This is a genomic window from Pseudomonas sp. TE3728 (genome assembly GCF_056279145.1).
This window is the reverse complement of record NZ_JBWBQT010000001.1, coordinates 1,485,625-1,506,425: the sequence shown is the minus strand read 5'-3', so window position 1 is coordinate 1,506,425 and position 20,801 is coordinate 1,485,625. Positions and strand designations below refer to the sequence as shown.

General features: G+C 61.1%; 20 protein-coding genes. 13 read left to right on the top strand and 7 right to left on the bottom strand.

Annotation, left to right across the window (positions count from 1 at the left end):
* Positions 1-20 precede the first annotated feature (20 nt).
* Positions 21-1,205 carry an ABC transporter substrate-binding protein gene (locus tag ACZ89R_RS06130; RefSeq protein WP_429546358.1) on the bottom strand — a complete coding sequence of 395 codons (1,185 nt, stop codon included), beginning with the start codon at positions 1,203-1,205 and terminating at the stop codon, positions 21-23.
* Between the two features lie 160 nt (positions 1,206-1,365).
* Between ACZ89R_RS06130 and ACZ89R_RS06125 the strand changes: the two genes are divergently transcribed.
* The 13 genes from ACZ89R_RS06125 (at position 1,366) to ACZ89R_RS06065 (ending at position 15,012) form a co-directional block, all read left to right on the top strand.
* Positions 1,366-1,494 carry a hypothetical protein gene (locus ACZ89R_RS06125; protein ID WP_007907038.1) on the top strand — a complete coding sequence of 43 codons (129 nt, stop codon included), beginning with the start codon at positions 1,366-1,368 and terminating at the stop codon, positions 1,492-1,494.
* Positions 1,495-1,597: 103 nt separating this feature from the next.
* A complete protein-coding gene (gene pedF, locus ACZ89R_RS06120; protein WP_063343417.1) occupies positions 1,598-2,059 on the top strand; it encodes a cytochrome c-550 PedF in 462 nt (153 codons plus the stop codon).
* Positions 2,060-2,062: 3 nt separating this feature from the next.
* A complete protein-coding gene (locus tag ACZ89R_RS06115) occupies positions 2,063-2,938 on the top strand; it encodes a substrate-binding periplasmic protein (protein WP_429546359.1) in 876 nt (291 codons plus the stop codon).
* A complete protein-coding gene (locus ACZ89R_RS06110; protein ID WP_429546360.1) occupies positions 2,938-3,699 on the top strand; it encodes a quinoprotein dehydrogenase-associated SoxYZ-like carrier in 762 nt (253 codons plus the stop codon). Before ACZ89R_RS06115 ends, ACZ89R_RS06110 begins: the two co-directional genes overlap by 1 nt.
* 15 nt (positions 3,700-3,714) lie before the next feature.
* On the top strand, positions 3,715-4,653 hold the full coding sequence (locus ACZ89R_RS06105; protein WP_429546361.1) for a quinoprotein relay system zinc metallohydrolase 1: 939 nt from the start codon (positions 3,715-3,717) through the stop codon (positions 4,651-4,653).
* Between the two features lie 275 nt (positions 4,654-4,928).
* Positions 4,929-6,704 (top strand): PQQ-dependent methanol/ethanol family dehydrogenase, encoded by a 1,776-nt coding sequence (locus ACZ89R_RS06100; protein ID WP_429546362.1) that lies wholly within the window; start codon positions 4,929-4,931, stop codon positions 6,702-6,704.
* Positions 6,705-6,954: 250 nt separating this feature from the next.
* Positions 6,955-8,475: an acetaldehyde dehydrogenase ExaC gene (exaC, locus tag ACZ89R_RS06095; RefSeq protein WP_429546363.1), complete on the top strand. Its 1,521-nt coding sequence runs from the start codon at positions 6,955-6,957 to the stop codon at positions 8,473-8,475.
* A 389-nt stretch (positions 8,476-8,864) separates the two neighbouring features.
* Positions 8,865-8,936: a pyrroloquinoline quinone precursor peptide PqqA gene (gene pqqA, locus ACZ89R_RS06090; RefSeq protein WP_010455123.1), complete on the top strand. Its 72-nt coding sequence runs from the start codon at positions 8,865-8,867 to the stop codon at positions 8,934-8,936.
* Positions 8,937-8,990: 54 nt separating this feature from the next.
* Positions 8,991-9,905 (top strand): pyrroloquinoline quinone biosynthesis protein PqqB, encoded by a 915-nt coding sequence (pqqB, locus tag ACZ89R_RS06085; protein WP_429546364.1) that lies wholly within the window; start codon positions 8,991-8,993, stop codon positions 9,903-9,905.
* Positions 9,906-10,059: 154 nt separating this feature from the next.
* The gene (gene pqqC / locus ACZ89R_RS06080; RefSeq protein WP_429546365.1) at positions 10,060-10,812 is read left to right on the top strand and encodes a pyrroloquinoline-quinone synthase PqqC; all 753 of its coding nucleotides are present in this window, start codon (positions 10,060-10,062) and stop codon (positions 10,810-10,812) included.
* Complete coding sequence (gene pqqE, locus ACZ89R_RS06075; protein WP_429546366.1) at positions 10,809-11,942, top strand: pyrroloquinoline quinone biosynthesis protein PqqE; 1,134 nt, start codon at positions 10,809-10,811, stop codon at positions 11,940-11,942. Before pqqC ends, pqqE begins: the two co-directional genes overlap by 4 nt.
* 237 nt (positions 11,943-12,179) lie before the next feature.
* Positions 12,180-13,343 carry an alcohol dehydrogenase-like regulatory protein ErcA gene (gene ercA, locus ACZ89R_RS06070; RefSeq protein WP_429546367.1) on the top strand — a complete coding sequence of 388 codons (1,164 nt, stop codon included), beginning with the start codon at positions 12,180-12,182 and terminating at the stop codon, positions 13,341-13,343.
* Positions 13,327-15,012 carry a PAS domain-containing hybrid sensor histidine kinase/response regulator gene (locus ACZ89R_RS06065; protein WP_123495201.1) on the top strand — a complete coding sequence of 562 codons (1,686 nt, stop codon included), beginning with the start codon at positions 13,327-13,329 and terminating at the stop codon, positions 15,010-15,012. The genes ercA and ACZ89R_RS06065 overlap by 17 nt, the downstream gene beginning before the upstream one ends.
* On the opposite strand, the gene ACZ89R_RS06060 is transcribed toward ACZ89R_RS06065, so the two are convergent.
* The 6 genes from ACZ89R_RS06060 to ACZ89R_RS06035 all read right to left on the bottom strand — a co-directional run bounded on the left by ACZ89R_RS06060 (position 14,997) and on the right by ACZ89R_RS06035 (position 20,687).
* Entirely contained in the window at positions 14,997-15,872 is an 876-nt protein-coding gene (locus ACZ89R_RS06060) for an aldose 1-epimerase (RefSeq protein WP_429546368.1), read from the bottom strand. The genes ACZ89R_RS06065 and ACZ89R_RS06060 overlap by 16 nt on opposite strands.
* 134 nt (positions 15,873-16,006) lie before the next feature.
* Positions 16,007-17,287 (bottom strand): TRAP transporter large permease, encoded by a 1,281-nt coding sequence (locus ACZ89R_RS06055; protein ID WP_429546369.1) that lies wholly within the window; start codon positions 17,285-17,287, stop codon positions 16,007-16,009.
* Positions 17,288-17,815 carry a TRAP transporter small permease gene (locus tag ACZ89R_RS06050; RefSeq protein ID WP_123495195.1) on the bottom strand — a complete coding sequence of 176 codons (528 nt, stop codon included), beginning with the start codon at positions 17,813-17,815 and terminating at the stop codon, positions 17,288-17,290.
* 76 nt (positions 17,816-17,891) lie between these two features.
* Complete coding sequence (locus ACZ89R_RS06045; RefSeq protein ID WP_007899503.1) at positions 17,892-18,875, bottom strand: TRAP transporter substrate-binding protein; 984 nt, start codon at positions 18,873-18,875, stop codon at positions 17,892-17,894.
* A 60-nt stretch (positions 18,876-18,935) separates the two neighbouring features.
* Positions 18,936-19,829, bottom strand: a complete 894-nt coding sequence (locus tag ACZ89R_RS06040; RefSeq protein WP_429546370.1) for an SMP-30/gluconolactonase/LRE family protein — start codon at positions 19,827-19,829, stop codon at positions 18,936-18,938.
* Between the two features lie 45 nt (positions 19,830-19,874).
* Positions 19,875-20,687, bottom strand: a complete 813-nt coding sequence (locus tag ACZ89R_RS06035) for an NAD-dependent epimerase/dehydratase family protein (protein ID WP_429546371.1) — start codon at positions 20,685-20,687, stop codon at positions 19,875-19,877.
* Positions 20,688-20,801 lie beyond the last annotated feature (114 nt).

Genomic DNA, 20,801 nt, shown 5'->3' with positions numbered 1-20,801 from the left:
TGTTGTTGTCGTGAAAAGGATCAGAGAAAGCGGCAGCGGACCTCGGCTTTGTCGTAACCCAGGCTGTCCATTTCGTTGACGGGGTGCAGGAAACCGTCTTGCGGCGAGGTACTGACCAGCGCCCGGGGTTGCACGATGGGGATTGGTTGGCGCAACTGACCGTTCCACGGCCGATAACTGAGCTTGCGACCCTTGAAGCCGTCCAGCGGCAATTGATCGCTGATCTCAAGCGTACGAATCGCCATGGCATCGGCCTGACGCAGTTTGCCCACCGCACTGGCGATGCTGCGTACGGCAATCCACGCGGCGAAATCCCGGTCGTTCATCCAGCGCCCGGCCAGGGCTTCGAAGCGTTTCTGCAACTGCGCGGCGCCGTAGGTTTCCACGGTCTTGTGCCAGCCCACCGGGGTCAGGCCCTGGGTGCCGGCGACCGGCCGTGGATACCAGGTCTGGTAGGGCACGTACTCGCCGAAGTCACCGCGTTCATCAGCCACCAGCACCACGTCGTACTCGGCGGTCTGGGTGAACAGCGGCATGTCGGCTTGGGCGCTGCGGCGCTGATCGTTATCAAAGCTCCAGGCTTTCTCCGCCACCAGTTGCAGGCCGAAGCGTTTGGCCGCCCGGCGCAGGGCGGCGGCATAGGCTTGATCGTCCGCGGTCGGGCCGACGATCAGCAGTGCCCGCTGCCATTTGCGCAGCACCAGAAATTGCGCCAGTGCATCGGCCAGCATCGCGCGGCTTGGCAGGCTGTGCAGCACGTTCGGCAGGCAGTCGGTGCTGCGCAGGCTGTCATCCGCGCTGCCGGCGTTGAACAGCAGGCTGTCGGGTAGCACGGCGCTGAGTCGGCGCAGGGTCTGCGCTGGTGCATTCACCACAAACAGGCGCAGGCCTTGTTCGTGTTGGGCTTTGGCCGCTTCGATCAGCGCATCCGGATTGTCGACGCTGGCGCTGACCAGGCTGTAGCTGTGATTGAGAAAGCGCCCGGTACTGTTGCTGTCGGTGATCGCCAGTTCGGCGCCGCGCAGGCCGGCATCGGTCGGTTCGGGAATGACGTTCGACAGCAACGGCCCGGGGTCGGGGCGATAACCGAGGTAGCCGATCTGCACTTGCAGCGGTGCCTCCGCCGCCTGAACCTGGGTCGCCACCCCGGCGGCGCAGGCAATCGCCAGCAAGTAGATCAAGGCATAAGGGGCGAGCTGGCGCATAAAGGCACTCCATCACAGGTAGCGTCAGCATAGGAACCCTGGGCGGGCGGGGAAATATGCAGAAAGTACCGATGGGCCAGTACCAAGGTAGTAACTCACCCCGGGCGGCGCGGTTTTAGCATGGATTGCAACGGCCATCACTCAAGGGGGGAGATTGACCATGCGAATTCTCAAAGCACTGCTCCTGCCGTTTTTGCTGATCCTGACCCTGATCGGCGTCGACAAGCTGCACGGCGCCCGACCCGTATTGGTTGGGCCTGCGCCACAAGCCCTACTACCAAGGGAGTAGGCTGCGACCACCAAAGCAGCATGGGGTTGGCGCAAAGCCGTTCCTAAGATGGGTGCCATAGCCTCTTCAAAGAGGTTTTGCGTGCAATCTTGAGGGCAGAACAATGACAACAAAACGCAACGCCTTGCTCGTTGCCGGACTGCTGGCCGGTTTCATCAACGCAGGTTCCGTCTGGGCCCACGGCAACGTGGTCCCCCAAGCCGTCGAAACCCAGGGACTGACCCCGATCAAGGATGCCGGTGTGCAAGTCGATGCCGATGGTTGGGCGGCGGCGAACCCTTACCGTTCCTCCCCGGAACGTGAAAAAGCCGTGCAGATCGGCTCTTCGGCCTACAACCAGAACTGCGCGGCCTGTCATGGCCTGGAAGCCAAGTCCGGCGGCATCGCCCCTGACTTGCGCATGCTCGACGCCGGCGAGGCGGGTGATGAATGGTTCGTCGAACGCGTGCGCCATGGCGCGGTGCGTGACGGCCGGGTGTACATGCCGAAAATGGCCGACTACCTGAGTCAGGAAGCCTTGTGGGCGGTACGCACCTACCTGGACAGCGTGCGCGTCGAGGAGTGACCCATGCGTTTGCTCGCGGTGTTGATCAGTGCGGTGTGGCTGTGTTGCCAGGCAGCGCAGGCGCAGGTCCGTACCTATGACGAAATGATCGCCGCCGCCGAGCTGAAAGTCGCGGTGTACAAGGACTTCGCGCCCTACAGCTTTGAAGACGCTGGTCAGGCTCGCGGGGTCGACGTCGAACTCGCCCAGGCCCTGGCCAAGGCCATGGGGGTACGCCTGAAACTGATTTGGGCACCCGCCGGGGAAAAACTCGACGACGACCTGCGCGATTACATCTGGCGGGCCAGCCAGTTGCACAATCAACAACTGGCCGACCTGATGATGCGCGTGCCGTACGATCGCGATTACGCACAGAAACGCAATGAACTGGGTGAACTGGAAAACGGCCATGTGGTGATGTTCGGGCCGTACCAGACCGAACAATGGCAAGTGGCCTATGACCGTCGTCGATTGGACTCAGTGGCCAGCGTCGCGGTGTTCCAGCAACACCCGATCGGTGTTGAAGTCGACAGCGTGCCGTCGTTTTACCTGACCTCGGTGTTCAACGGCATGCTCGCCGCCAAGACCCATCACTACCCGGGCGTGCCCCAGGCCTTTTCCGCGATGAAGGCCGGTGAAGTCGACGCGGTAATGGCCATGCGCGGCGAGATCGACTGGCAAGTCCATCAGGCCGCCGACCCGCAAGTGGCGCTGGCGGAAAACGCCTACCCGAACATGGGCAAACAGCTTTGGGAGATCGGCATGGCGGTGCATGAAAGCAATCGGCAACTGGCCTACGCCGTGGAAGAGGCGCTGGAAGCGTTGATTCGCGAGGGCGCGGTGAAAGCCATTTATGCCCGTTACGGCCTGCGGTATGACGTGCCCGAGATGTATCAATAGTGAACTGGCGAGCGAGTTGTCTGTTGGCCTGCTGGTTACCCTTGGCCGCGAACGCGGTTGACGTCGAGCCGGGTAAAGACCCGGTGCCGTCGGTGATGTGGGGGTTCTATCACAAGCAGATGCTCGGCGACGCACCGTTCGTGTTCGACGAGCGGGTCAAGTTGCTCGCGCCGCCATTTGCCGAAGACGCCCGACAAGTGCCGCTGGAAATCGACGCTCGGGCGTTCAAGGGTGAAGTGGTGCGCATCCTCGCCTGGGCCGAACTCAATCCGCTGCCGAAAATCGTCGACTTCGAACCCTTGACCGGTGTGCTGCCATGGCTGTCGATCCGCATCCGCGTTGAACAGGCAACGCCGTTGCGTGCGGCGGTACTGACCCGCGACGGGCTGTGGCATGTCGGCTCGACCCTGATCGATGCGGCGGGCGGCGGTTGTACGGCGCCAAGCGTGGTGCGCACGCAACCGGGTTGGGAAGAACACATCGGCGAAGTATTCGGCGGTCGCTATCCCCGTGGCGAATTCAGTCGTGTGCGTTTGCAGGTGGCGCATCCGATGGACAACGGCATGGTCAGCGGCATCCCGGAATTTTTCATCAACCAGGCCGAGCTGCGCGATCAAAACGATCAATTGCTCGCGAGTCTGGAGTTGTTCCCGGCGGTCAGCGAAAACCCCAATCTGGCCTTCGACATCGAAGGAGCAGGGCAGACGCGTCTGGTGCTGCGCGACAACAGCGGCAATCAATTCGATGCGGCCATTCCCTGACCCAAGGAGCGAGTGATGCGCTGGATGCTGCTGTTGTTCATCAGTCTGAGCCTGCCGGCCCTGGCCGATCCCGATTACGCACTCAAGCCCCGGCAGATCGCCGAGGGCACCTGGTTGCTGGAAGGCAGCACCGACAACTTCGCCAAGAGCAACGGCGGCAACATCGTCAACACCGCGTTCATCGTCACGGAAAAGGGTGTGGTGGTCATCGACACCGGGCCGTCGAAACGCTATGGCGAGGCCCTGCGCAAAGCGATTGCGGCGAACACCGATAAACCGGTGATTCAGGTGCTGCTGACCCATCACCATCCCGACCATGTGTTGGGCAATCAGGCTTTCACCGACGTGCCGATTGGCGCCTTGGCCGGTACCACCGAACTGTTGCGACAGCAGGGTGATGCCATGGCTGAAAACATGTATCGGCTGGTGGGTGACTGGATGCGCGGCACCGAAGTGGTGTTGCCGACGCAGTTGCTGACGCCAGGCATGCACAGTTTTGGGAACCACGATCTGCGCCTACTGAGTCTGGGTGGGCACACCGGCGCGGATCTGGCTATTCTCGACCAGAAAACCGGCGTGTTGTTTGCCGGGGATCTGGTGTTTTATCAACGCGCCCTGACCACGCCCAACAGCCCGGGGCTGTCGGTGTGGCTGGCCGAGATCGCGACCCTGCAGGGATTACCGTGGACACTGATCGTCCCCGGCCATGGGCCGGTGGCCACGGATACAAAACCGTTCGAGCAGATGCACGATTACCTGACCTGGCTGGACCAGCTGATGCGCGATGGCGCCGCCAATGGCAGCGATATGGCCGAGATGATCCGCAGCCCCATCCCCGAGCGTTTCGCCGGGATCAGCCTGAGTCGCTATGAACTGATCCGCAGCGTCAGCCATTTGTACCCGCGTTACGAACGGGGGCAGATGAGGCGGGTGGATTCCGCCGCAAACAAATGATCAACACAAAACCCCTGTGGGAGCGAGCCTGCTCGCGATGGCAGTGTATCAGACGACATCAATGCTGAATGTGAGGGCCTCATCGCGAGCAGGCTCGCTCCCACAGGGGACTGGTGTCGATCAACATATCCGGTGTTCGTATAATCCGACCCGGTACTAAGGAACTAGCAATCTCCGCACTGCGGGTAATTGTTGCAAGGGCGGCGGCGCCCAAGAATCTGCACCAGACCGGGAAAATTTCCCGGGTATAACAAAAAACCGCAGAGGCAGCCGTCATGACCCAACCCGCACGTCGCCAACCCTTCGTTTTGAGCATGCTGCTCAGTGCCATGCTGTTGTCTGGCCAGGCATTGGCCGCAGTCTCCGATCAAGACATCCTCCAGGACCCGAAGAACCCGGAGCAGGTCGTCACCAACGGCCTGGGCGTCCAGGGTCAGCGCTACAGCCCGCTGGACACCCTCAATGTCGACAACGTGAAGGACCTGCGACCGGTCTGGGCCTTTTCGTTCGGCGGGGAAAAACAGCGCGGTCAGCAAGCGCAGCCGATGATCAAGGACGGCGTGATGTACATGACCGGCTCCTACTCGCGGGTGTTCGCGGTGGATGCGCGCACCGGCCGCAAGCTCTGGCAATACGACGCGCGCCTGCCCGATGACATCCGTCCGTGCTGCGACGTGATCAACCGTGGCGTTGCGCTGTATGGCGATCTGGTGATTTTCGGCACCCTCGACGCCAAGCTCGTGGCCCTGAACAAGGACACCGGCAAAGTCGTCTGGAGCAAGAAAGTCGCCGACCACAAGGAAGGCTATTCCATCAGCGCCGCGCCATTGGTCATCAACGGCAAATTGATCACCGGTGTGGCCGGTGGCGAGTTCGGGGTAGTGGGCAAGATCGAAGCCTACGATCCTAAAAACGGCAGCCTGCTGTGGAGCCGGCCGACCGTCGAAGGTCACATGGGTTATGTCTACAACGACGGCAAGGCTGTGGAGAACGGCATCTCCGGCGGCGAAGCCGGCAAGACCTGGCCGGGCGATCTGTGGAAAACCGGCGGCGCAGCCCCTTGGCTGGGCGGCTACTACGACCCGGAAACCAATCTGCTGTTGTTCGGCACCGGTAACCCGGCGCCGTGGAACTCGCACCTGCGTCCTGGCGACAACCTCTACTCGTCGTCGCGCCTGGCGCTGAACCCGGATGACGGCACGATCAAATGGCACTTCCAGAGCACGCCACACGACGGCTGGGATTATGACGGCGTGAACGAATTGGTGTCGTTCAACTACAACGAAGGCGGCAAGGAAATCAAAGCCGCGGCCACGGCGGACCGTAACGGTTTCTTCTACGTGCTCGATCGCACCAACGGCAAATTCATCCGTGGCTTCCCGTTCGTGGACAAGATCACCTGGGCCAGCGGCCTGGATAAAAACGGTCGGCCAATCTACAACGACGCCAGCCGTCCGGGTGCGCCAGGTTCCGAGGCCAAAGGCAGTTCGGTGTTCGTCGCGCCAGCGTTCCTGGGGGCGAAAAACTGGATGCCGATGGCCTACAACCGCGACACCGGCCTGTTCTATGTGCCGTCCAACGAATGGGGCATGGACATCTGGAACGAAGGCATCGCCTACAAGAAAGGCGCGGCGTTCCTCGGCGCCGGTTTCACCATCAAACCGTTGAATGAAGACTACATCGGCGTGCTGCGCGCCATCGACCCGAAAACCGGCAAGGAAGTCTGGCGCCACAAGAACTTCGCGCCGCTGTGGGGCGGGGTGTTGACCACCAAGGGCAATCTGGTGTTCACCGGTACGCCGGAAGGTTTCCTGCAAGCGTTTAACGCCAAGACTGGCGAGAAGGTCTGGGAATTCCAGACCGGTTCCGGCGTGCTCGGCTCGCCCATCACCTGGGAAATGGACGGCGAACAATACGTCTCCGTGCTCTCCGGCTGGGGCGGCGCGGTACCGCTGTGGGGCGGCGAAGTGGCCAAGCGCGTCAAAGACTTCAACCAGGGCGGCATGCTCTGGACGTTCAAGTTGCCTAAAGACCTGGTGGCGAAACATTAACTCAAAATTCACCGCATAACCCTGTGGGAGCGAGCCTGCTCGCGATAGCGGTCTGACAGTTAACATCATTGTTGAATGTACTGGCCCCATCGCGAGCAGGCTCGCTCCCACAAGGAGTTTTGTGGGCAAACCTACTACCAAATAACGAGAATCCCCCTGCCAACGGCGCATTCGTCTGGCAGGCGGGGCTCTCTACTATCGGTTCATCGCCTGTTGGCTCGACAGGCATCGACCCAGACAGAGGCCCACCATGATCTACGCACAACCCGGAACAGCCGGCGCCATCGTTTCCTTCAAACCGCGCTATGGCAATTTCATCGGCGGCGAATTCGTTGCCCCAATCAACGGCGAGTACTTCACCAACACCTCACCGGTCACCGGTGAAGTGATCGCCGAGTTCCCGCGTTCCAGCGCCGCCGACATCGAAAAAGCCCTCGACGCTGCCCATGCCGCCGCCGATGCCTGGGGTAAAACCTCGGCGCAGGATCGCTCGCTGGTGCTGCTGAAAATCGCCGACCGCATCGAGCAGAACCTGGAAATCCTCGCCGTCACCGAAACCTGGGACAACGGCAAGGCCGTGCGCGAAACCCTCAACGCCGACGTACCTTTGGCCGCCGACCACTTCCGGTACTTCGCCGGTTGCATCCGCGCTCAGGAAGGCGGCGCCGCCGAGATCAACGAACTGACCACCGCCTATCATTTCCACGAACCGCTGGGCGTGGTCGGGCAGATCATCCCGTGGAACTTCCCGCTGCTGATGGCCGCCTGGAAACTCGCCCCGGCCCTGGCGGCCGGCAACTGCATCGTGCTCAAACCCGCCGAACAAACGCCGCTGTCGATCATGGTGTTCGCCGAGCTGATCGCCGACTTGCTGCCGGCGGGCGTGCTGAACATCGTCCAGGGCTTCGGTCGCGAAGCCGGTGAGGCGCTGGCCACCAGCAAGCGCATCGCCAAAATCGCCTTCACCGGTTCCACCCCGGTGGGCGCGCACATCATGCATTGCGCCGCCGAGAACATCATTCCAAGCACCGTCGAGCTGGGCGGCAAGTCGCCGAACATTTTCTTCGAAGACATCATGAACGCCGAGCCGCAGTTCATCGAGAAAGCCGCCGAAGGCCTGGTGCTGGCGTTCTTCAATCAGGGTGAAGTCTGCACCTGTCCTTCCCGGGCGCTGGTGCAGGAATCGATCTACGAGCCGTTCATGGCCGAGGTGATGAAGAAGATCGTCAAGATCAAGCGCGGCAACCCGCTGGACACCGAAACCATGGTCGGCGCCCAGGCGTCCGAGCAGCAATACGACAAGATCCTCTCGTACCTGAAGATCGCTCAGGAGGAGGGCGCCGAGCTGCTTACCGGCGGCGCGGCCGAGCGTCTTGAAGGCGATTTGTCGAGCGGCTATTACATCCAGCCGACCCTGCTCAAAGGCCACAACAAAATGCGCGTGTTCCAGGAAGAAATCTTCGGCCCGGTGGTGGGTATCACCACCTTCAAGGACGAAGCCGAAGCCCTGGCGATTGCCAACGACAGCGAGTTCGGCCTCGGCGCCGGGCTGTGGACCCGCGACATCAACCGCGCCTACCGCATGGGCCGGGCGATCAAGGCCGGGCGCGTCTGGACCAACTGCTACCACCTGTACCCGGCCCACGCCGCGTTCGGTGGCTACAAGAAATCCGGTGTCGGCCGTGAGAACCACAAGATGATGCTCGACCATTACCAACAGACCAAAAACCTGCTGGTGAGCTACGACATCAATCCGTTGGGGTTCTTCTAACCCGCAGGAACACCACAAACCCTGTGGGAGCGAGCCTGCTCGCGATGAGGCCAGTACAGTCGATATTGATGTTGACTGTTAGTCCGTCATCGCGAGCAGGCTCGCTCCCACAGTGGATTTGTGTCTGTCCGTCATTGCCGGGTAACGCAGTTCAAAGGTGGGAGCGAGCCTGCTCGCGATGAGGCCAGCACAGTCGATATGATGTTGACTGTTAGTCCGCTATCGCGAGCAGGCTCGCTCCCACAGTGGTTCTCCATGTGGTTGAAGATCTTGTGACACCCCCTACCAACGCACCCCACAACCTCCTTCGAAAGTAGCATTCGGTCATCTCATCCCCCGTGCATTAATGGTCTTACCGGAATTGACCGGCACAAGAAGAGGATTGACCCATGTGGAATAAACCCGCGTTTACCGATCTGCGCATTGGCTTCGAAGTGACGATGTATTTCGCCAACCGTTGATTGATCGCCCGGTCAGCCGTCGCGTTGGCCGGGCCTGCCTTCTGGAGGCACCCCATGCACATCCGCGTTCTCGGTTCCGCCGCTGGCGGCGGTTTTCCGCAATGGAACTGCAACTGCCGTCAATGCGCCGCGATGCGCAACGGCAACTTGCGTGCACAACGCCGCACGCAGTCGTCCATTGCCCTGAGCGACGACGGTGTGGAGTGGGTGCTCTGCAATGCTTCACCGGACATTCGCGCGCAACTCGAGAGCTTCCCGGCGATGCAACCGGCCCGACGCTTGCGTGACACGGCGATTGCCGGTGTCGTTCTGCTGGACAGTCAGATCGACCATTGCACCGGCTTGTTGAGCCTGCGCGAAGGCTGCCCGCATGCGGTCTGGTGCACCGAGCGGGTTCACGAAGACCTGAGCAGCGGCTTTCCTTTGTTCACCATGCTCAAACACTGGAACGGTGGCTTGCAGTGGCAACCCATCGGACTGGATCGCGAGCCGTTCAGCATCGCGGCCTGCCCACAGCTGCAATTTCGCGCGATTGCGTTGGTCAGCAACGCACCGCCGTACTCGCCCAACCGTGGCAACCCGCAACCGGGGGACACCATCGGCCTGTTCATTGAAGACCTGCGCAGCGGCGCATCGGTTTTCTATGCGCCGGGGCTGGGGCAAGTTGATGCCGAGGTGTTGAGCTGGATGCAGCGTGCCGACTGCCTGCTGCTGGACGGCACGCTGTGGCGCGACGATGAAATGCGTGTGTGCGAAGTCGGCCAGAGCCTGGGCAGCGAAATGGGCCACCTGCCACAAAGCGGCCCCGGCGGCATGCTCGACGTGCTGGAGGGCTTTAGCCGTCAGCGCAAGGTGCTGATCCACATCAACAACACCAACCCGATCCTCGATGAAGACTCGGCCGAGCGCGCCTTGCTGGAGCGGCGCGGGATTGAAGTGGCTTATGACGGCATGAGTATTGAGCTGTAGCGGATGGCCCCATCGCGAGCAGGCTCGCTCCCACAATGGACCTGCTTTGTGCAGAAAATCGGCTAAGACCCGGACTCCTGTGGGAGCGAGCCTGCTCGCGATGAGGCCAGACCAGACACCGCAGAACCCAACGGTTATTCCCCGGAGAACCGCAATGACCGACACCCCCATGACCCCCGCCGAATTCGAACAGGCGTTGCGCGCCAAAGGCGCCTATTACCACATCCACCACCCATTCCACCAAGCCATGTACGCCGGGCGTGCCACCCGCGAGCAGATTCAGGGCTGGGTCGCCAATCGCTTCTATTACCAGGTGAACATCCCGCTCAAGGATGCCGCCATCCTCGCCAATTGCCCGGACCGCGATGTGCGCCGGGAATGGCTGCAACGGATCCTCGACCATGACGGCGTTCCCGGCAGTGAAGGCGGCATCGAAGCGTGGCTACGATTGGGCGAAGCCGTGGGGCTGGATCGCGAACAAATCCTTTCGCAAGAGCGGGTGCTGCCGGGCGTGCGTTTCGCCGTGGACGCCTACGTCAATTTCGCCCGTCGCGCGTGCTGGCAAGAAGCGGCCAGCAGCTCGCTGACCGAACTGTTCGCGCCACAGATCCACCAGTCCCGGCTCGACGCCTGGCCCACCCATTACCCATGGATCGACCCGGCCGGCTACGACTATTTCCGTACACGTCTGAGCCAGGCCCGGCGCGATGTCGAGCATGGTTTGCGCATCACCCTGGCGCATTACGTCACGGTCGAAGGCCAGCAACGCATGCTGGAGATTCTGCAGTTCAAGCTCGATGTGCTGTGGAGCATGCTCGACGCGATGAGCATGGCCTATGAGCTGGATCGCCCGCCGTATCACACCGTCACCACGGAGCGGGTCTGGCACCGGGGGATCATCTTGTGAGCCAGATCGAACAGCAACCCGGCCCACCGCTGTGGTTGCTGGCGGAGCTGACCTATCGCTGCCCGCTGCAATGCCCGTATTGCTCCAACCCGCTGGACTTCGCCCAGCAGGGCGAGGAGTTGAGCACAGAAGAATGGATTCGGGTGTTCCGCGAGGCGCGAGAGATGGGCGCTGCGCAACTGGGTTTTTCCGGTGGCGAGCCGTTGGTGCGCCAAGACCTCGCCGAGCTGATCAAGGCCGCGCGGGACATGGGTTACTACACCAACCTGATCACCTCGGGTATCGGCCTGACCGAACAGAAGGTCCGCGACTTCAAGATTGCCGGGCTGGACCACATCCAGATCAGCTTTCAGGCCGCCGACGAACAAGTGAACAATCTGCTCGCCGGCTCGCGCAAGGCCTTCGCCCAGAAACTGGCCATGGCCCGGGCGGTGAAGGCCCAGGGTTACCCGATGGTGCTGAACTTCGTCACCCATCGGCACAACATCGACCAGATCGCGCAGATCATCGAACTGTGCCTGGAGCTGGAGGCGGATTTCGTCGAATTGGCGACGTGCCAGTTCTACGGTTGGGCCGAACTCAACCGCGTCGGCTTGTTGCCGACCCGCGAACAGTTGCAGCGCGCCGAGCGCATCACCAATGAATACCGCCAGCGGCTTGAAGCCGAGGGCCACCCGTGCAAGCTGATTTTCGTCACCCCGGATTACTACGAAGAACGCCCCAAGACCTGCATGAATGGCTGGGCCAACCTGTTTCTCGACATCACCCCGGACGGCACGGCATTGCCTTGTCATAGCGCCCGCCAGTTGCCGGTGCAGTTTCCCAACGTGCGTGAGCACAGCATCGCGCACATCTGGAACGACTCCTTCGGTTTCAACCGTTTTCGCGGCGATGACTGGATGAAAGAGCCGTGCCGTTCCTGCGATGAAAAGCACAAGGACCTCGGCGGCTGCCGCTGCCAGGCGTTCATGCTCACCGGCGATGCGAGTAACGCGGATCCGGTGTGCAGCAAGTCGCCGCACCACGACGTTATTCTCAAGGCCCGGGACGAAGCCGACGCGCCGGGGCAGGGCATGGAACACCTGACCTTGCGCAATGAAAAGGCTTCGCGGCTGATTTATCGCGGATGAATTGCAAACGCAAACCCCTGTGGGAGCGAGCCTGCTCGCGATGACGGAGTGTCAGACAACCTCATATTGACTGGAAGACAGCCATCGCGAGCAGGCTCGCTCCCACAGGGGATCTTCGGTGAATCTGAAATTGGGGTGGCCCCCCGGGCTGGCTCGCTATCCATTGGTCTGATTGCATTCGCAGCCGGATGCGTTAGTGTGGTCTGTACCTTCAAAACAATAAAAACAGGCTTTCCAATGAGCCAGAATCTCAGCCAGCTGCGTAAATTCGTTTCGCCAGAAATCATCTTCGGTGCCGGTTGTCGGCACAACGTCGGTAACTACGCCAAGACCTTTGGCGCCCGCAAGGTGCTGGTGGTCAGCGACCCCGGTGTGATTGCCGCCGGTTGGGTCGCCGATGTCGAGGCCAGCCTGCAAGCCTTGGGTATTGATTTCTTTTTGTATAGCGACGTTTCGCCTAACCCGCGGATCGAAGAGGTCATGCTCGGCGCCGAGCTGTACCGGGAGAATCACTGCGATGTGATCGTGGCGATCGGCGGCGGCAGCCCGATGGATTGCGGCAAGGGTATCGGCATTGTCGTCGCCCACGGACGCAACATTCTCGAATTCGAGGGCGTGGACATGTTGCGCATGCCCAGCCCGCCGCTGATCCTGATCCCGACCACCGCCGGCACGTCGGCCGATGTGTCGCAGTTCGTGATCATCTCCAATCAGCAAGAACGCATGAAATTCTCCATCGTCAGCAAGGCCGCAGTGCCGGACGTGTCGCTGATCGACCCGGAAACCACCCTGAGCATGGACCCGTTCCTGTCGGCCTGTACCGGCATCGACGCGTTGGTCCATGCCATCGAAGCCTTTGTCTCCACCGGTCACGGGCCGCTCACCGACCCTCATGCGCTGGAGGCGATGCGGCTGATCAACGGCAATCTGGTGCAAATGATCGCTAACCCCAGCGACATCGCCCTGCGCGAGAAAATCATGCTCGGCAGTATGCAGGCCGGTCTGGCGTTCTCCAACGCGATCCTTGGCGCGGTGCACGCCATGTCCCATAGCCTTGGCGGCTTTCTCGATCTGCCTCATGGTTTGTGCAATGCGGTGCTGGTGGAACACGTGGTGGCGTTCAACTACAGCTCGGCGCCGGAGCGCTTCAAGGTGATCGCCGAGACCTTCGGTATTGATTGCCGTGGCCTCAATCACCGGCAGATTTGCGGGCGGCTGGTCGACCACCTGATCGCCCTCAAACACGCCATCGGCTTCCACGAAACCCTGGGCCTGCACGGGGTGAGTACCGCGGATATTCCGTTCCTGTCGCAACACGCCATGCACGACCCGTGCATCCTTACCAACCCGCGTGAATCCAGTCAGCGCGACGTCGAGGTCGTCTATGGCGAAGCCCTCTGACGAGCAACAACGGGCGCTGGCCGGGTTACTCGGCTTAGGCAACCACTCGGCGCGCAAGAGTCATTACCCGGAACTGGCCGCGCGCCTGGATGAACTGGAAACCGAACGCAACCGCTACAAATGGCTGTTCGAAAACGCGGTACACGGGATCTTCCAGGCCAGCCTGCTGGAGGGCATGCGCGCCGCCAACCCGGCGCTGGCGCGGATGCTCGGCTATCAAAACCCCCAGGAGGTGCTGTTTTCCCTGACGGACCTGGCGGGCACGTTGTTCGTCGGAGGGGCGCAAGAGCTGGAAAGCATCGGCGAAATCCTCCAGCGCGAGCGCAGCCTGCTGGGCTATGAAACTCAGCTGCGGCGCAAGGACGGCAGCGTCCTCGACGTGTTGATGAACCTGCTGCTCAAACCGGATCAGGAAGGCCTGGTGGAGGGCTTTGTCGCCGACATCACCGAACGAAAACTCGCTCAGCAGCGCCTGCAACAACTCAATGACGAACTGGAGCAGCGGGTCACCGCGCGCACCAACGAGCTGCTGGACGCCGCCGAAGCCTTGCGCGATGCCCGTGATGCCGCCGAAGCCGCCAATCGTAGCAAGGACAAATACCTCGCCGCCGCCAGTCACGACTTGCTACAACCGCTCAACGCCGCGCGTTTGCTGATCTCAACCTTGCGCGAGCGCAAACTGCCCGACGTCGAACAGGTGCTGGTGGAGCGCACGCATCAGGCGCTGGAAGGGGCGGAAGATTTGCTCACCGATCTGCTGGATATTTCCCGACTCGATCAGGCCGCGGTGAAGCCGGATATTGCCCTGTACCGCCTCGACGAATTGCTCGCGCCACTGGTCTCGGAGTTTCAGTCTGTGGCGGCGGCAGCCGGGTTGAACCTGCGGGTCCACATGGGCGATTACGCCATTCATACCGACTTGCGCTTGATGACGCGGATTTTGCGCAACTTCCTCAGCAATGCCTGCCGCTACACCGACGAAGGCTGCATTCTGCTGGGGGCAAGACGCCGGGGCGATGCGCTGCGTATCGAAGTCTGGGACACCGGGCGCGGGATTCCTGCGGATCGTCTTGACTCGATCTTCCTCGAATTCAACCAACTGGACGTCGGGCGCGCCGCCGATCGCAAGGGCGTGGGCCTGGGACTGGCGATTGTCGAACGCATCGCCAAGATCCTCGACTACAGGATTCAGGTTCATTCGCTGCCGGGGCGCGGTTCGATGTTCAGCATCGAAGTGCCGATTTCCCATGAGATTCCACTGCCGATCAGTCAGGCCGCACCGCAACCAAGTACCGGCAACCCGTTGCCGGGCCGGCGGCTGTTGGTGCTGGATAACGAAGTCAGCATTCTTGAAAGCATGAGCGCGCTGCTCGGGCAGTGGGGCTGCGAGGTGGTCATCGCCACCGACGAGGCCACCGCGCTGATGGCTTTGCAGGGACAGGCGCCGGAATTGATTCTGGCGGATTATCACCTGGACCACGGGGTGGTGGGCTGTGAAGTGGTCCGGCATTTGCGCGAGCATTTCAGCCAGGCGATTCCAGCGGTGATCATCACCGCCGACCGCACCGACCAGTGTCGGCGCTCACTGCAGCGACTCGACGCACCGCTGCTGAACAAACCGGTGAAACCCGGCAAGTTGCGCGCGGTGCTGACTCAGCTGTTGGCGTAGCGATAGCGCAGGCTGAAACCGAGCTCGGCAGATTGCCCTTGCTCCAGCAAACGCAACCCTGGCCGGCCCGGCAAGTGATGGGCGTTGACCGGATGGCTTACCGGTTCGATACAGAAAAACTCCAGGCCCACGGGGCAGTAGAGCAGGTAGTAGTCGCTACCGGTGGCTTGGCATTCCAGTTCATAACCCAGCTCGGGTTGCTGGATCAGGCAGTGGCCGTCCCATGCGCAAAAGCCATTGTCCACCAGCGTTTCGGGTAATGCCCGGGTCTGGCTGAAGTCCCATTCCTCAGGAATCGAACTGAGTTGTGTCGGCAGTTTTGCGCCGTCGCACAACCAGACCTCTCGCGCCTGCGTCTGCAACCGAGTGTCTGCAGTGCGCGGGAAATAGGGGTGTAAACCGAGCCCATGCCAGGCGGCGTGTTCAGCCAGATGGGTGACCTGCAAATCGATGCTCAACTTGCCCTCGCTCAGATGGAAACGTTGCCTTGCGCGATAAGCGAAGGGCGTGGTGCTGTCGAGTTGCAGGACGATTTCATCGCGGGTGTGCGAGATGATCTGCCACGGCTGTTGCCAGGCACTGCCATGGATCGGCAGCGGATCGGTGAGGCTGTTGGGTGTCAGCGCGAGCCAGCCATCCGGGCAGTCGAAACCGCCTTTGTCGATGCGGTTCGACCATGGCGCCAGGGGGTAACAGGCGAGTTTGCCGGGCAGGCCGGTGTTCAAGGCGTGTTGGTCACTGTGGCGCAACAGCGGCTGGCCGGTACTGCGCACAGTCCAGTTGACGATGCTCGCACCGAGTTCCGGGGCGAGGGTGAAGCGGGTGAGTTCGTCTTCGAGTTCGAGGGTGTTGAGGGTCATGATTTTCGCCCTGCGTTGAATGGTTGAAAAGATCGCAGCCTGCGGCAGCTCCTACATTGAAATCGCGCACGCCCGTGAAATATCGGACGAACACAAATTCTGTAGGAGCTGCCGAAGGCTGCGATCTTTTGAGGTCACAACACCAAATGCGGCAACCACAGCGAAATGGCGGGAATGTAGGTCACGGCCATCAGCACCAGGAACAGCACGCCATAGAACGGCAGCAGCGCTTTCACGGTGCTTTCGATGCTGACCTTGCCCACCGCCGAGCCGACAAACAGCACCGCGCCCACCGGTGGCGTGATCAAGCCGATCCCCAGGTTCACCAGCATGATCATGCCGAACTGCACCGGGTCCACGCCAATGCCCAGAATCACCGGCATCAGAATCGGCGTGAGGATCAGGATCAGCGGCGCCATGTCCATCACCGTGCCGAGCAACAGCAGCATCACGTTGATGCACATCAGGATCACGTAACGATTGTCCGACAGGGTCAGGAACATCGTGGTGATCTTCGCCGGGATCTGCATCAGCGTCATGATGTAGCCGAAGCTGGCGGCGAAGCCGATCAGGATCATCACTATCGAGATCGTGCGCACCGTGCGGTGCATCAGCTTGGGCAGCTCACGCCATTTGTAGTCGCGGTAAATGAACATGGTGACGAAGAATGACCACAGCACCGCGATCGCCGCCGATTCTGTGGCGGTGAAGATGCCCGAGGGAATCCCGCCGAGAATGATGACCATCGCCATCATGCCCCACATCGCTTCACCGCAGATTTTCAGCGCCTGCTTGAGGGGAATGACTTCGCCCTTGGGATAATTGCGCTTTCTGGCGAAGATCAGGCACAGCACCATCAGGCACGCGCTCATCAGCAGGCCCGGCACCACGCCGGCCATGAACAGCGAAGCGATCGAAACGGTCCCCCCGGCAGCCAGCGAGTACAGCACTGAGTTATGGCTGGGTGGCGTCAACAGGGCTTGTACTGAACCGCTGACTGTCACGGCGGTGGAGAAATCCCGCGGATAGCCGCGACGCTCCATTTCCGGAATCAGCACCGAACCGACCGATGCCGTGTCAGCCACCGAAGAGCCGGAAATCGCGCCGAAGAAGGTCGAGGCCATGATGTTCACCAACGACAAGCCGCCGCGCACGAACCCCACCAGCACCCCGGCAAAAGCCACCAGCCTGCGGGACATGCCGCCCTCGGCCATGATCGCACCGGCGAGCACGAAGAAAGGAATCGCCAGCAACGAGAATTTGTTAACGCCGCCCGCGACCTGAATCATCAGCGCCTGGAACGGGATGTCGATCCACCACGCCCCGATCAAGGCAGAAAGCCCAAGGGCGTAGGCGACCGGCATCCCGATCAGGATCAAAGCGATAAAACTGCCGAGCAGAATCAGAGCGTCCATTTAGGCGGCACCTTCGCTTTCTTCAACCAGGTCGAAACGCACGACCCGACGGTTGCTCTGGTCTCCGAGCAAGAGTTTTTCCAGCACGAAAATCAGCGTCAGCACACCGCCTACGGGGATCGGCATGTAGGTGATGCCCACGCGCAAGGTAGGCAAGGCGCTCATGAACTGGTTCCAGGTGGACATGCAGAGCTTGGTGCCCCAGATGGCCATGAACAGGCAAATGGTCGCCATCAGCAGTTGCGAAATAATGCTCATGGTCTTGCGCAGTTCGGGGGGCATGCGGTCGGTGAGCATGGCCACGGCCATGTGCGCACCGGCACGATAACTGGCGGCGGCGCCGATGAAGGTGAAGACCATCATCAGCAAGATCGCGGTGGGCTCCGGCCAACTGGAACCGGTGCCGAGGATGTAACGGGCGAAGACGCCCCAGGGAATGATCAGGGAAATAGCCAGGACCGACAGGCCGGCGACCCAGATGCAGGTCATGTAAATCCTGTCGTTGATGCGCAGCAGCAAATTCTTCATCGGATTTCACCGTAACCGGGCGCCGCTGACGATTCGCTCGTCAACAGTGCCGGGCCTTTCATGAATGCAGGGAGGGTTACTGAACGGCTTCGATGCGCTTGATCAGGTCGGCGTAAGGCGCGCCGTATTTTTCCCGGACCGAAGCGGTGGCTTCATAGAAAGGTTTTTTGTCGACGGTGATGAACTCGACGCCGGCGGCCTTGAGTTTTTCTTCGCTGCTGGCGGACTTCGCATCCCACAGTGTGCGTTCCTGGGCCTGTGCGGCTTTGGCGGCTTTTTTCACCAACACTTGCTGGTCGGGGCTGAGTTTTTCCCAGGTGATTTTCGACATCACGATCGGCTCGGGCAGGATCAGGTGCCCGGTCAGGCTGTAGAACTTGGCGTTCTGGTAGTGGTTGTGTTCGAGCAGGGTCGGCGGGTTGTTTTCCGCGCCGTCGATCACCCCGGTCTGCAAGGCACTGAAAATCTCGCCGGTATCCATCGCGATGCCATTGCCGCCCATGGCATTGATGGTGTCGATGAACATCGGGTTGCCCTGCACGCGGATCTTCATGCCTTTGAGGTCGGCGAGGCTGCGAACCGGTTTCTTGGTGTAGATATTGCGCGTGCCGCCGTCCATCCAGGCCAGGGCGACCAGGTTGAATTCGGAGTGGGTGATCTTGTCGAGGATTTCGTCACCGACTTCACCGTCGATGACTTTGCGCATGTGCGCCTGGTCGCGGAACACGAACGGCATGTTGAACACGTTCACGTCCGGCACCACCGGCCCGACGATGCCGAGGCTGACCCGGGCCATCTGAATGGCGCCGACCTGGGCCTGTTCGATGACCTCTTTTTCCGAACCGAGCACACCGCCGGCGAACATCTTGAAAGTCAGTTTGCCGTTGCTGTCGGCCACCAGGGTTTTACCCAGTTGTTCTTCGGCAACCACGGTCGGGTAACCGGCGGGGTGAATGTCGGCGAATTTGATTTCCAGCGCCTGGGCGGCGCTGCTGAGGGTGAAGGTGAGTGCTGCAGTGATGGGAAGTGCGGCGGCGAGCAAGGTGCGTTTGAAATCCATGAGGTGTGTCTCCAGTCTTGTTGTTGTTTTTATTCAAGGCACAGCGATGCAGCAGAGGGGTTACAGCAATTCGTCGAACACCGGCTCGGGCAAGCCTTTGACGCCGGGGTTGAGGGCGAACACGCCGCCGGCCAGCGACTGTTCGTCATGGTCGTCAGCGGGACGGATCGAGGTCACAAACAGCGTATCGAGCTGGCTGCCACCGAAGGCGCACATGGTCGGTTTCTTCACCGGCACGGGGAGGGAGCGATCCAGTCGGCCATCGGGGGTGAAACGGTGAATCAGCCCGGCGTCGTTAGCGCAGATCCAATAGCAACCTTCGGTATCCACCGCCGCGCCATCGGGGCGGCCGAGGAAGTGATGCATGTCGACGAACAGCCGGCGGTTGGACGGCGTGCCGCTGTCGATGTCGTAATCGAAGGCCCAGATCTGCTGCACATTCGGGTGCGAATCCGAGAGGTACATCGTCTTGCCGTCCGGGCTGAAGCCCAGGCCGTTGGGCACGATGAAACCGCTGAGCCGGGCGTCGAGCGGCCCGGGTTGTCCGGCACTGTAGCGATAGAGCGTGCCATCTACGGCGTTGGCGCCCATGTTCTGCACCATGCTGCCGGCCCAGAAACGGCCCTGACGATCACAGCGGCCATCGTTCAGGCGCATGTCGGGGCGGGCGTGATCGACGCGGGCCAGCAGTTCGCTGTCGAGGCTGCCATCGTTGTGCGGGTGCAGGTGAAAGAATCCGCTTTCCATGCCGGCGACCCAGCCCCCCGCGCTGTGACGAGCGATGCAGGCGAGCATTTGCGGGGCTTTCCAGGCATGAACGTGCCCGCTGTCGGCATTCCAGCGCTGTAATCCACCGGCCGGAATATCGACCCAGTACAGGGCGTTTTCCTCGGGGACCCACACCGGGCTTTCACCGACCGCATTGCGGGCATCGACAATCAATTCGACTTGCATGGCAACGCATTCCCTTGGCTTTGTTATGTGGGGATTGGCGAGGGCTCAGTCGCCGAACGGCCCGGCCGCGACAAAGGCACCACCCTGATAAACCCGGGCCGGATCATCTTCGGTGGGCATTGGCTGGGCTTCGACTTTTTCGCGGAACACTTCGGAGGTGTCCTGTGGCGCAAAACCCAGGTGTGCGGCGAAACGGTTGTCCCACCAGACGTTCTTGTTGTCGGACATGCCGTACACCACGGTATGGCCGACATTCGGGGTGTACAACGCGCGTTCGAGCAGTCGGGTCATGTCGTCGAAGCTCAGCCAGGTGCTCATCATTCGGCGGTTCTGTGGTTCCGGGAACGAGGAGCCGATGCGGATGCTGACGGTTTCGATGCCATAGCGATCGAAGTAGAAACCGGCCATGTCTTCGCCGTAGGACTTGGACAAGCCGTAATAACTGTCCGGGCGGCGAGGGGAGTGGGCGTCGAGGGTTTCGTCCTGCTTGTAAAAGCCGATGACGTGGTTGGAACTGGCGAAAATCACCCGCTTCACGCCATGGCGACGGGCCGCTTCGTAGATATGGAACACGCCGCAGATGTTGGCGCCCAGGATCTCTTCGAACGGACGCTCTACCGACACGCCGCCGAAGTGCAGGATCGCGTCCACGCCTTCGACCAGTTGATGCACCGCTTGCTTGTCGGCGAGGTCGCACGGCACGACTTCTTCGCGATCATCAATGGCTGGCGCCATGTCGGCGATGTCCGACAGACGGAGGACGTTGGCGTAAGGTCGCAGGCGTTCGCGCAGGACTTTGCCGAGGCCACCGGCGGCGCCCGTCAGGAGCAGGCGATTGAATGGGGATGTGGTCGTCATGTAAATCCCTGAGCTAGATAATTGTAGTTATTGGTTGTTGTAGGTTGTCGTATGACTTGGCCGAAGTATTGTTAGGCTTTCCGGCGCTTGTCAACGCGACTTTGGTTGAAATTG